Genomic DNA, 13,100 nt, shown 5'->3' with positions numbered 1-13,100 from the left:
TGCGACGCCTGCGGCTCTGCCTTCCTGGCGCCCGCGCCCAGCCCCCTGCGCTGGCCGTAGCCGCCTCTAGCCACGGCATCCGCCACCGCCATCTGGTCCTCCTCAGTGAAGTGCAGGCGGGGTTGCATGAAAAAGTGTTACAGTCCGGTCCGGGAGAGGGACGCAGCTTTTTTTGTTCCAATTTCTGCGCGCGATGCACACCAGCTAACTGAGACCACAGTCGCCTCAGCGCAAGGCATGGACACTCACTGGCGAGTCACGCGGGGGCGTTTGGATCGCACCACTTTTAACAGGCCCTTCGGCGGATTAGGGGCGACTTTTTGGGGGAGGGCGGCGTAGCCCTAGGCCTGCAATATTCGGGATAATTATTCTGGGACCGGTTTTGGGGTTCTTGGGGGTGAAAAATCCGAAAAGCTTAGCCTCCGCCGGTAAATTTTGCAAATTTTTAGAGATCCAGGGGGTTCAAAATCGCTAAGAAACTGCTAGGCCAAACTTTGTCGACGTCCCCTCTCCCTCCCCAGTACCCGAATAAATCCCCAATAAATACTGTGATATATATACATATGTATAAACACGCTGGAGGGCTTGGAACAGGGGGGGACCATGGCCTGGGTGCGGTGCGGGCAGCATGGCCCAGTTCTAAACAAGGTACCGCACTGGAGGCATAGTAGGACGGCCCTTGCTCGTGGACGCTGCTGGATGTTCCTGCTCGACATCTGGTAAAACATGAGGTGGAGGCGCCTGCACACAAATGACAAAACAGCAAGCGTCAGCAACATCGGCACAAGATCGACAGAAATGGAGCGGCGCACCGGCTGTGCTGGCCTCGGCCGCTTGGGCAGTGGAGGAGAAGCCAACAACACTGCAGCAGGTGCTTCAGGTGCAACGGGCTGAACATGGCGCTTGTTACCCACGCCATCAGCCCTCACGCTGACAATCGGTGCGGCAGGCGGGGCTTGTGGCATTGCTGCTTGGGATGGGGCTGGAGCAGGCAGGGGCGGAACGACTGGTTCGCGTGTGTTGCTCACGGCTGCTTGAAGGATGGGCTTCCGCGCCTCCTTCAACTCGCTGCTGAAACGGGCAAACAAGGACTTGATGTTCTGGGCCGTGGGCTTCTCCAGTTGGGCGGCAGTGAACTTGGGGTTTGTGCTGGTGCGGAGAAGATCCAGTGCCTCAACTTCGTTCCACTTCTTCATCGCCCCAGGCGCATTGCCCTCATCAAACAGGCGCTTGATGAACGCCCGCACAGCAGGATCGAATCGCGATGAGTCCTTCTTCGGCCTGCGGGCAAAGCCTCGGGGGAGGGGGGGACACACCACCATATCAGCGTCAAGCAGTCTCAAGCGCGTTGGAGGCGCGTCCGTGGGCTTGTCGGTCAGCACCAATCGTTTTGCTTGGTTCAGAGCGGACATTCCCGAAATGACTGACGACGGCTCTCCCTTGCACTGGTGTCGCCTCAAGCCCCACGCAGACACAAGTTCACAACAGGTGCGGCAGCGGTAGAAGGTTCCAACCTTGGGGATGATGATGACTTCATCCGTGACAACGACATCAAGCTGATCGTCGCCAGCATCGCCATCAGGGGCGCCATCGCGCGTCTCCTCCACCACCTCAGTCTTGTACTTGGGCTCCCACGAGCGGGACAAAGCGAGCTTTGTTGGTTCCAACATCGCGTGCTTGAGCACGCACCCGGACAGACACCAGAAACCGGCTGGCTTCGTCCGCAGCTCGGCGGGAATGGCAGCCTCCAAAACCTCCCGACTGAGGCGCCGGGAGCTGGGCGCCTCTGAAACAACACCGTAGCGACGCACTTCGACATATGCGTTGAAGTCCTCGGGTGCTGGAGGGTACATAACACACCGGGCGAGCGCCAAGCCGACCACCTTCTCCTTGAGCTCCACTGCTTCCAGCCGCTTCAACCGCTCAGCGTTTACCACCACCCCCGCAACCATTGTGTTGATTGGCGGCTTGTCTTTCAGTGCCGTTATCAGCTGATCTGGTGTCAGGATGTCGTTGCCCCGATGGACGTACTCTGCAAACACAGACAAGAGAAGAACGATTGACAAACCCATGCACCCACGCGCACGCACACACACACACACACACACACACACACACACACACACACACACACGCACACACACACACGCACGCCGACACGGACGCACATACACGTACATACGCCCCGTGCTCCCACCGCACCCACACACACGCGCAAGCGTGCGCACATGCACACACAACACACAACGCACAACACACAACACACAACACACAACGCACAACGCACAACACACACACACACCACACACACACACACACACACAACGCACAACACACAACACACACACACACACACACCACCACAACCACAACCACCACACACACACACACACACACACACACACACACACTCCGCACCTCGACATTTTTCACTCATGACTCCAAACGCTGCGTCCAGGAATGTTTTTCCGTCGCCGGCCTCATTCCGCACGAACTGTGTGATGCGCACACCGACAGCTTCGCACACGTACGGGAGCATGAAAGCCAGCGTGGCACCAACGTATGAAGGGCCGTTGTCCTGCACAGACACGGGGCCAGAGACACAGTAAGAGCGCACTCATACGTCAGCATCCACAACGCGCACAAAAGTGCCAAACACGCAGCGCACAGCTACTCACACACAATGACAGGGCACGCACCGACTGCAGGGACACGGTGGCGGTGTCAGGGAACATTTCCTTCACCCTCGTAATGATTGAGTCCACCATTGCCAGGCCGACAGCTGTATTTTGTTGGTCTGTCCCGATGAGGATGTCGTGCATGTAGTACACTTGAAAAGGATGCAGGGTGGCGGTGCCGGCATCCTGCGGGACTCCGGCAAACATGGCATTCCGTGCGCGGCGATTGACCACAATGGCGGCACCATGCCACGCCATGCCACGCTTCCCAAAATGATCTGACTGCACTTCTCTGAATCTCATGGCGAGGAACTTCATCTGCGCCAACGTTACAAGATCTCACACACGAGAACAGTGCAGGGTAATGGAGGGGGGGAACACACCTTGAAGTCCACAACAATGTGGACATGATGCGGGTCTTCTTCTACTTGGCGCTCGAGACGTTTCAGCGCGTACGCCTGCACGTTGCACCGCAGCATATGGCTGTAGAGCCTAGCCAGCTTGAGCCCACAAGCGTCAGCACGCGGAAGCCACTGCTCGCTGTCTGGCGGGGGTGTGTCCAGGGCTGACATTGCACTCCTGAGACCAGCACGCAGGTCATCCACAACCTGACGTGTCTCACTGCAGTCGCGGCACCGCGTGCACATGAATTCCTCAGGAGGGGGTTGGATGATGTGGCCGTTCCACGGATCCTTGGCCTTGCTTGGGGCCTTCTTCTTGGTCGCCGCTGGAGGTGGGTGTACGCCGGCGGCTGCCTGGCTTCTGACATTGTTGTCCCCGCCGGCATCGTTATCGGAACCATCGGATTCAGCGCCCTCCCCCTTCCAAAAGACGTCCAGCTGAACAGGGTCGAACACATCTGACAGGGCGTGCTGGATGTTGTGGTGCACATCAAAGTACAGCGGGTTTTCCGCGATTGGGCCAGCATTCCAAATCTGAACAATCACCACAGCAACACAATGTCATCACCAACAATACCATATGTGCCCCACGCTACAGTACGCACGAACGCTGTGCGCATAGACAGGTGTGACGCACAGCACACACAGCGCTCTCACAGTAGAAACGGTGTGTGTGCGCGCACCTCAAAGCACTGAGCCCGGTACCCAATCTTCATGTGCTTCTCCGCAGCGTCTATGCTCTCTAGAAGCCGTGCCCGGTGCGCCTCAGGGAGGGTGAACTGCGCAAGCGTACGCATTTCCTGAAAATTCTTCGCGCCGCACTCCAGGGCGACCGCATCCACCGTCCCCCACGCCTGCGCCAGTAAGCACACTCGCGACATGAATGCAATTACACAGTACAGCACAATCTGCCATACCTGTTGCGCCTTGCCAGTAATGGCGGTGACAACGCCGAAAAACACAGTCCGTCCAACCTTCAGCTCCTCAGGGATGGCCTTGTCCTCAGCGTAGTCCTGGTACATCCCAGAAATAGTGTCCAGTCGCTGCTTGGCTTTCACAACGTGATACTCTCCATCAACATAAACCCGCATGGAGTCCCAACTCAAACGGGCAACATGACGGTGGGCGAAACTGACCAGCTGAGCGACAGCATCTGGGGAGGTAGCCTGACGGGAGATGGGGGCATTGGTCAGTGGCAGGCCGGACATCAGTCTGAGAGCCGCCTTCTTGCTGCGGCGTTGGGCCTTCTCCGAATCAAACACCGGGGCACGTGGCTCCACAGGGACCAGTTCCTCCTTCCCCACCTCCACTGCCGCGTGGTACTCTTCCACACTGGCCTGGTAAGCAGCTTCACGCTCGTGGAACGCAGCTTGACGTTTCTCAAACTGCAGGGCGAGGACATCTTGGCGCAATGTGGCCGGTACATAGGCGAAAACTGCCTCCACCGCCCTAGATGCAGTGCCATCAGAGTCACTGGACATACCCGCAAGCATCGCTGATGCGGTCTCAGTCACAGTGGCAAGGAGCTCTGCTGGATCCGGCTGAGGTGAGGGCACCATGCGCTTCGACACCAAGGCCCACATGCCCATTGGGTCGTTCGGGCAAAGAGCGAGAAGGCACTGAGTGACCATCTGTACAGCCAGTTCGGTGAGACGCCGGACGCCTCGGCGGTCGTCGGCAGCACGCAGGTCCGATGCCATTCGTACCGGCCTCGAGTCACGCAGTGGGTCAAAATGGACACCAAGGACACCCAGCAGGTTGACGAGGCGTCCAAGATCGTCGTCATCATCTTCGTCTTCTTTGTAAGCATCCGGCACACGCGCCGCCAGGGTGGCAGCGCGCACAGGCAGGGCACGGGGGAAGGCGATGGTCGTGGGGAGGCTGCACTCGCCGCCGTCCTCTTGACAGTGCGGCTTGCACTGGTTGCAAGTGACGCAGAAGCCCTTCGATTTGGCTGCAGTAGGAGGGCAGCCACAGGAGAGTGCTGCAGCGACGGGAGGCCCAGGCGGCGAGACTGGGACATCGGCTTGCGCGCTTGCGGGTCCTGCACCAAAGTGCCCTGCCCGGATAGTCCGCAGTTGGACTCCAAAACAAACACAACAGTTGAAGCAGCGCTTGCAGTCGAAGGTGGAGACACAGAGGCGGCGCTTGGTGTGCGTGCACGGGGTGATCGTTGGGCTGCCCATCAAGTCTCGGATGTCAGCTTCTGAGAGGATGGCGTCATGCTGCATGGGTAGAAGGCACGAAAAACATGAGAATTAGACGGCACCAGGGTTAGGGGGATAGAGCGGCAGCGGACCGCGCCCTTGTTGCCCTCTGGCTTGCGGTTCGACATGGGTTCTTGTCGTGGTGCAGATTTTTCGGGCTGTGCGCCGTGCAGCCGTGCAGCGGTGCGAGGAGAAGGAGAGAAGAAGGAAGGAAAGAGAGAGAGAAAGAGAAGAAGAGGAGGGGGAGGGGGGGGAAAGGGGGCTTGCCCCCACGGAGTGGGTTTGCCCACGCTCGCGGCCGCAAAGCCGGCGCGGCCGAAGGCCGCGCGGCTTTGTGGCCGCGAAAAATTTTTTACACTATATATTCTTCACCTGTAGCCAACAATATACGAGCAGACACAGAGGGGGGAGCCTCCAACCCTATGCTTGGGAGGGCATTCCGAGCGCGTACTCGACGCCAGTGCGTAGCTCCAGTAAATCCCCGCTTGCCAGCCTGCTGTTGGTGTCACAATATGTCCAAATCTGCGGCTGAAGGCCCCGCCGCCGCAGTGCCGCGACAAAAAGGGGAACATTATTCCTACCGGCGGAGATGTGTTTTTTGGGGGTTACAGGGGCCAAGCGATTTTAATTAGATTTTTCCCTAATTTTTTGACAAATTGCAGGGGGGGTGGTACGCCGGGGGGTCGCCCGTTCTTAGCCGAAGGGCCTGTTAACTGTCATGTTGGAGTTTCGCTGCCGATCCCAGCACCCGGGACGCCGACAGCCATTCATCACCTCCGCCCCACTCCACCACTTCCACTCCGTATTGCGTAAAGCTTCCCTGTGTCTGCACGCCCCTCCCCTTGCGCCCTGCGGTCTTCAACCCCTGTCCGGCCAGTGGCCTGGTTCGAATTGGGGCTGCGTTCGAGCTCGGTGACTGCGGCGCCGGCACCACTTGCACACTGCGAGTCACACTGGCAGGGACATGACGGCCAGCTCCCTTAACCCTGGCGTTCACCCTCTTGTCCCATCTGCACAAGCGCTGACGCAGCAACAACACCAGCACCACCAGTACAACCAAGGCCACACACCCGACCACAATTCCCACCGCCTGCCACCTCCCTGCACTCGTCCCATACGCAATTCGAACAGCAACGCAAGGCGCGCAGTTGGGCCCGCCGCAATCCACGCCCTCCTCATTCCCGTCCCGCCTCCCGTCGTCGCAGGACACCAACACACCCGGCAGGCCCACACACACTCTGCTCAGGTCCTCTGGATCCACTCCCCACACGAAGTCCACCGCGCACTCCTCACACGCGTTGCCCGCGTAGCCAGTGTTGCACACACACGTGGCAGCGGCCGCGACACACGTGCCCACACTGGAGCACACCGTCTGATAGCCCTGTGTATTGATGCCGACGGGACAGGTGCCTTGGTAGGCGGGGCAATCTCGCAAGCATCCAAATGTACACCGCGGGTCTGTGCACTCTTCGCCGCGCTCGCATCTCGTGTTGCCACACACTGCAGGGTACAAACATCCACAATAACATCAACAAAAACAGACCCGTCGCCACAGCAGCGCGTTACAACACACCTGACGTGCGATTAATGGCGGGAGCGGAAGTAAGGACAAACGTCCCAAGGGACATGACGCCAATGACGAGATCCGCGTTTGAAACTTGGGCCGCATCAACTACAACAAACGAAATACTCATCTGCGAGCACACAAAGGAACAAACGTTAAAGGTAAGTCAGGACTTGTGTGCCTCCCCCCACAGGGCTCATCCCACGAAGCATTAATCTACAGGCATGTCACATACCCCGGAAGACTCCCAGGAGACAGATACAAAGGGAACGAAACCATCCGCCAGTCCCAATGCCGTCGCCAGAGCCTCGCGCAGAATTACCTCGAGTTCCCCTGAGTCTGCGAATAACAACTCGAGGGATACGTTGTCAAGCTCGGACAAGACACACAATGGAAGGTCATGGGCACATCCAGTTGGAGGTGCAAACTTCAAACGTCAACGCACCCGTGGAGTTCCAGTCCCCCGCCTCCGCCGTCAACGACACCGTCGCGCCACACGAGTTGCTCCCACCACACACACCACAACTGTCCATGCCCGCTGATCCACAACACACACCAGATGGCGACACTGGCGTCTGGCAGCACACTCCATCGCCGTCCAACGCCACGCCAGTCCCGTTGCACACGCCACACGCGTCCAACAGCCCCGCATCACAACATTGTCCTGCCGATGACAACACACTGGAGCCTCCACAACACAGCCCCGTCACCACATCTGTCACTCCAGCGCAACATGCACCTGCCACATCCACTGTGCCCGCACACACTGCGCCTACGCTACTGTTGGTGGCACTTCCATTGCCACTGCTGTAGCTTAAGTCTGCCACGGAGCAGTTGACACCCGCCCAGCCAGCGTCACACACACACTTGCTGGCGGTGATGTTGCAGTGCATATGAGCTTGCGCACACGGGCTCGTTGCGTTGCAGTCACATACCACACCAGTGTTACACTGTGTGGAGAGAGGCGGCAGCGTGCCCGCACACCTCGCCGCATCCACACGCGTGCCGTTGGAGGCCACACATGCCACGGTGCGAGTGGCGGTGCCCAGCCCACACCCAGCATCATTGGCACATACTGACCAAGGCGACGGCTGCCAGCGATACGACGCGGTTGTGCACAAGAAGCGATTACAAGCTACAGTGGTGGGGGGCGGCGCCAGGCCGACGGTGATGCACACGCTGTCACTGACAACCATGCCCCCCGCCATGCACACAGGCGGAGGCTTGACACAGTTGCCCTCACTGTCAGCGGTGCCGTTGTAACAAGGAGAGGTGCAAGGCCCACACCGGCCCACACGCCAGTACGGCGCCGAGCACGGCAGTGTGTTGCATGCCTGGATGAGAGGAGGTGCTGACGACGCGCCGCCACAGTCCTCTAAGTCGTAATCCATGGCCCCATCCCGCAGACAGAATGCGTCGCGATATTGCCAACCACCACCACAGGGCACAGAGCAGGGCGACCACTCAGATGTGGCATAAGTGTAGGTGTGGATGACTGGGGCGGAGGAGGAGGGGGAGGGCGACAATGACGGGGTTTCTGAAGTTGAGGAAGTAAAGGTGGCACTGCCACTTGCTGGTGCCGTGCATGTGCTGGTAATGGTGCGTGTCGATGTTGTGGAACTTGAAATGGTTGCGATGATTGTTGCTGTGGCTGTACTGCTGCTGGTAGCCTGCGGAGTTAACCATTGTGAGGGCGAAGGGGAACCTGAGAGACTCACATCGCCTGTCTGACTGGGGGAAGAGGAAACGGTAAGTGCAGCAGTGGCAGTAGGGCTGGACGTTTGGGTAATTGTCCGAGTCGCACTAATTGACGGTGTGAGGGTTGTGGTTACGGAGGCAACAGGGGACGCGCTTGTCGCGTAGGTGTTCGCTGACGTCACAGTTGCAGGGGACGTGCCACTCCCCGTCTGTGCCACTGTGTCAGTGCCACTTCCCGTGGGGTACAGCGTGCCTGTGGTGGGCGACACTGACGATGTGAGAGAGGACACGGCTGTCGGAGAAGATGTGCCACTTCCGCTGTATGATCCCGTGCCTGTTGATGTCACTGTTCGCGTCTCTGTAACAGTGGTAGTAGTGGATGGCGTCAGCGTAACACTGCTTGTGCAGGAGATGGTTGGGCTGGGTGATGGAGATGGCACACTCCCGTACAACACCCACTCCCCGATGCTTAATAGGACCATACCGTTGTTTGTCATGGTGATAAGGCGATAGTAGGACGCGGATGCGGTGGGTGACGACAGTGTGAACGTGAATCCTGACGCAGTCCACCCTGTAACGGCAGTCCGACTGTCCGCAACAGTCCACGTTGTGCCATCATTGGACGCTACAACAACGAAGTCTTTGGGGGAACGAGTCAACGTAGATGCTCTTGGGTTCAACGTGTACGTGGCGATGCTGATGGGAGAAGGCAGTTGGAGCTGGAGCCACTCACCCCAGTACAGGCTACCATCGACAGTTGTGTTGTACGTGGCGCCTGAGTACGTTCCGCCGCTGTATGATGTGGAGGCTGGTGTCCAGAAGCTGTGGCAGGAGGTATCATCCTCCACCGACTTGTCAAATGCTTTCCATGGGGTTTCACTCATGTTACTACTCCAGAAAGAAGATGCGGTGGCGGTGAAGGTGCCAGAGATGTATGAGCTGGAGAGTACAGTGGCGGGGCCTGTCATGGGGCCGGGAGGAATCGGATACACACCAGCAGTGGGCAACACAAACGAAGTTGTTGTGGGAGATGGAATGGTGGCAGTGGCTGTGCTTGTCGCGCTGCCCGTCTGTGTCACCGTCACTGATGCCGAGGTCGTAGTTGTCATGGTAGCATTGGGTGACGCACTGGCGGTGCTTGTAACAGAATCTGCGGCGTTGGCGCTGGCAGAGGCGGTGTTTGTTGGGCTGCCTGTCACAACATTCGCAGTTGCACTTGTTGATGAGGTTGACGTCTGGGTGGCCGTGGCTGTCACGCTGACAGCGCTTGTGATGGTGGCAGCGGAAGTCAAGGATGGTGTGGGCGACGGTGAGGATGTGAGTGTGGGCGTGCCCGATCCGCTGGCTGACCCCGTGCCAGTTGATGTCCCTGTTGGCGTCCCTGTCACGTTGAAAGTTGTGGATGGCGTCGGCGTGCCACTGCTGGTGTAGCTGATGGTGGGGCCGGGTGATGGTGACGGCGCGTCCTGGTACAACACCCACTCCCCAATGCTCAACCACTGATCACCGTTGTTTGCCATAACGACGAGGCGGTAGTACAATGCTAGCGCAGAGGGTGATGACAGTGTGAATGTGAATCCAGACGCAGTCCACCCTGTGATGGCAGTGCGATTGTCCACAACGCTCCAAGTGGTACTGTCGTTGGACGCTGCGACAATGAAGTCTTTGGGGCCCCGAGGCAGGACATTGGCCCACGTGTTCAGCGTGTACATGCTGATGCTGAGGGCAGAGGGCAGTTGGAGCTGAAGCCACTCACCCCAGTACACGCTGCCACTGGCGGTGGTGTTGTATCTTGCGCCTGAGTATGCTCCGCTGCCACCGTATGTGAAGGAAGAAGGTGTCCAAAAACAGTGAGCAACAGCATCACCTTCCAGCGACTTGTCGAAGGCACCCCACGGGCTTTCATTCGATAGTGCAGATGATGCAGTAGCGTTGAAGGTGCCGGAGATGTATGAGCTGGAGAGTACAGTGGTGGGGCCTGTCATGGGGCCAGGCGGCACGGGGGAGGGGTAGGAGGGGATGGTCTGCGCCATAGCTCCCACACTCTGCCGAAGGATGAGGAGGAGGATGGGAATGAGGAGGGCACACAACGAGGGCACGAAGCGTGGATTTCGACAGTACATCCGCCCTGCAAGTGTCACAAAAGCGCCAATGACGCTAAATCAGCAAAAATTTCGGGGGGGGGGGGGGGAGGGGGGGGGGCACCTTGGCCATGGCTATCAACAACAGGCTCAACTGCGTTGATGGGTTCTGGCACGCATCCAGCCTTTCCCCGGTGTCGGCTCGCGCGCTTTTCTTTCCCTGTAATTACAGCACTGGGGACAAGCACAAGGCCGATTCCACGGGCGCCAGGCGCGGCAAACGGTTGTGTCGTCGTTCTCTGCATCGGATGCAAGTCGGGCGAGCACGGGACTTTGGCGGGAAAGAGCGCAGCCCGCGGCGGCTGCAACGGGCAAAGAATATCTCTTGTTTGCAAGCATGCTGAAAAGGCGAGTGGGCGCGGGCCGGAGCCGGGTACTTGAGGCCAACGCCGCAATAACTGCCGGGCGGCCCGGGCCGTCTGGCCACGTCCCCCCCTGCGCCGCCGCCTCGTTGCGACCAGGCAGACCATTCCTGTTCAAGGAACGCTTTCCGTTGAGGGAAGAGAGACCGCGGTCCAGGCCAGGGGCGCAGCAGGGAGGGTTCGCAGGCGGGTGCTCGTGAAAATTTGGCGAGCGCCCAAGAATAATATGGGCGCGGAGGCTTGGGCCACCCAATTTATGCTCCGCCTCATCCACGTGCAGGGAATCGCCACCACAGGGCTGTTGTAGTCAGGAGTTGTGACCCTGGCTGCTCACCAACTACCCGCCTTACTAGCCTGACTGAATCTCCCCTTGCAAGCCGTGGCAGGCACAACAGATGTCACCAGGAGGCAAAACCTCGGTTTTGTTGTGCTTCGGCCCGGGTTCGATCTCCGGGTCTCCCCACACTGTGGGAAGTGTTGTCACAGCCTCCTCATCCACCCCCTGGATACAACACAGCAAGTGAGCGAGGTTGACACACTGGCAGGCTGAAAGGCAGCCGCAGCTCAGCATGTTCATGAGCATGTTGCGACGTGGCACTGCGACATTGGCTGAGGGAGGGTTATTTCCGTAAAAAAGAACATGACGATCCCATGCCAAAGAGAACATGACGATCCCATGCCAAAGAGAACATCCATGTGTAAGCTCCGAGTCAAGAAGCGTGAGATTCACTCGTACACACACATCTGGACCCTCATGCGGAAATGCTTACGAAGTATCGTGCAAACTTTGCGGTGCGATTCATATGTGTGGATGTCTATTGTTGCAGTTACCTGAGGCTCAACGGAGTCGTAACTCTAGTAAGCATGCAATCGGCGAGAACGGCGGACTGTCATTTCCGTTGGAAATCGCGGCGTTCTGGGTCCAGATGTGGACTGATCCCTTGGCAGCGGACCCCACATGGTACTACACCTCGAAGAATGCAGTCCCTACTGTAACCGGGAGGAAGGTCCTTAACCCTTGTGGGACCATGTCTGCATATGCAGTCTTGGCGCCTGTGCCCGGCCCGCTGTCACCCGAAGCCCTCGCCGTCCTCACCACAAGCGTCGCGGAAAGGGTATGCGCATCGTTTAGCCTCAGCGACGTCCCTTGCATGACCTGCCCATTGCAAATACTTTTCAAGAGCAGTGCATCCCGCGCCGCTCCCAGTGCTTCTGTGTGATCTCTCATGTTTTCCCTGGTCTCGTAGTGACTTGTTTGCCGTCGTGTCAAGAGCCACGCCCCATAGCGCAAGCCCCACCCGTTACATCTTCACTTTTGGCCACCCTCGCCTTTCGCGCCCTGACATACTCCTGCTTGTGTCTGCACGCGCAGGGGCTTGAAGCAACAGCGCTAATTGCGGCGCGCGTGGGAAACACAGCCGCGCTGGCGTGGCTGCTGGCGAATGCGGCCCTGTCGCCATCTGCGGAGGGGGACACGGACGGCTGCGTTGCCTGCGGCCCCCTGGGGCACGATGAGGTTACCGCAACGCACCACCGTCTGGCCCGCGCACCCCTACTGTGTGCCGCCGCAGCCTCCGGGAACCTTGACACTGTGCAGTGTTTGATTGATGCCGGCGCGCCTGTCGACCCGTCTGCCGGGGTGCGCCCGCATTGGCTGATGTTGTGTTTGGTTGTGCATGCTGTGTGTGTGTGTGTGTGTGTCGGAGGCTAGTATGTGTCAGTGTGTGTGTATCAGGCAGAGAATCCACGGTGCGCCTGTTGTGTGTGTGTGTGTGTGTTGCATGTTTCTGTGTGTTCGTGTGTGTGTGTGTGTCTCATGTGTGTGTGTGTGTGTGTTCAGCACGGGGTCACGGCGCTGATGTTTGCGTGCATGAGTGGCGCTTTGGATGTCGTGCAGCGCTTGGTGCAGTTGGGGGCAGATCCCCTTGTCACTACTCAGGTGTGTGTGTGCCGCGTGTGTGTGTGTGTGTGTATGTGTGCGTGTGCCTGTGTGTGTGTGCGCGCGCGCGTGTGCGTGCGTGCGTGCGTGTGTGTGTGTGTGTGTGTGAT

Annotated in this window: 7 protein-coding genes; 3 read left to right on the top strand and 4 right to left on the bottom strand. The window is 58.6% G+C overall.

Features of this window, described 5'->3' with window-relative positions:
* Positions 1-482: 482 nt before the first annotated feature.
* The 4 genes from P4L78_RS05640 to P4L78_RS22880 all read right to left on the bottom strand — a co-directional run bounded on the left by P4L78_RS05640 (position 483) and on the right by P4L78_RS22880 (position 9,030).
* Positions 483-2,072, bottom strand: coding sequence for a hypothetical protein (locus P4L78_RS05640; protein WP_309327215.1), 1,590 nt, complete (start codon positions 2,070-2,072; stop codon positions 483-485).
* 552 nt (positions 2,073-2,624) lie between these two features.
* Positions 2,625-2,996 carry a hypothetical protein gene (locus P4L78_RS05635; protein ID WP_309327214.1) on the bottom strand — a complete coding sequence of 124 codons (372 nt, stop codon included), beginning with the start codon at positions 2,994-2,996 and terminating at the stop codon, positions 2,625-2,627.
* A 736-nt stretch (positions 2,997-3,732) separates the two neighbouring features.
* On the bottom strand, positions 3,733-4,923 hold the full coding sequence (locus tag P4L78_RS05630) for a hypothetical protein (RefSeq protein ID WP_309327213.1): 1,191 nt from the start codon (positions 4,921-4,923) through the stop codon (positions 3,733-3,735).
* A 2,325-nt stretch (positions 4,924-7,248) separates the two neighbouring features.
* Positions 7,249-9,030 (bottom strand): thrombospondin type-1 domain-containing protein, encoded by a 1,782-nt coding sequence (locus P4L78_RS22880; RefSeq protein ID WP_405051499.1) that lies wholly within the window; start codon positions 9,028-9,030, stop codon positions 7,249-7,251.
* A gap of 61 nt (positions 9,031-9,091) precedes the next feature.
* On the opposite strand from P4L78_RS22880, the gene P4L78_RS05625 reads away from it, so the two are divergent.
* The 3 genes from P4L78_RS05625 to P4L78_RS22870 form a co-directional block, all read left to right on the top strand.
* Complete coding sequence (locus P4L78_RS05625) at positions 9,092-9,979, top strand: hypothetical protein (RefSeq protein ID WP_309327212.1); 888 nt, start codon at positions 9,092-9,094, stop codon at positions 9,977-9,979.
* A 2,288-nt stretch (positions 9,980-12,267) separates the two neighbouring features.
* Positions 12,268-12,762: a hypothetical protein gene (locus P4L78_RS22875; RefSeq protein WP_405051498.1), complete on the top strand. Its 495-nt coding sequence runs from the start codon at positions 12,268-12,270 to the stop codon at positions 12,760-12,762.
* A 105-nt stretch (positions 12,763-12,867) separates the two neighbouring features.
* The coding region (locus P4L78_RS22870) for a hypothetical protein (RefSeq protein ID WP_405051497.1) at positions 12,868-13,100 on the top strand (233 nt) is incomplete at its 3' end.

The sequence above is a fragment of the Silvimonas sp. genome (assembly GCF_031291215.1).
Taxonomy (GTDB): domain Bacteria; phylum Pseudomonadota; class Gammaproteobacteria; order Burkholderiales; family Chitinibacteraceae; genus Silvimonas; species Silvimonas soli.
The sequence above is the reverse complement of the archived record's forward strand: the minus strand, read 5'-3'. Positions and strand labels throughout refer to the sequence as shown.

Coding starts and splice junctions, on each gene's coding strand:
- P4L78_RS05635 (WP_309327214.1), bottom strand. CDS start 2,996: ATGAAGTTCCTCGCCATGAGATTCAGAGAAGTGCAGTCAGATCATTTT.
- P4L78_RS05640 (WP_309327215.1), bottom strand. CDS start 2,072: ATGGGTTTGTCAATCGTTCTTCTCTTGTCTGTGTTTGCAGAGTACGTC.
- P4L78_RS22880 (WP_405051499.1), bottom strand. CDS start 9,030: ATGGTCCTATTAAGCATCGGGGAGTGGGTGTTGTACGGGAGTGTGCCA.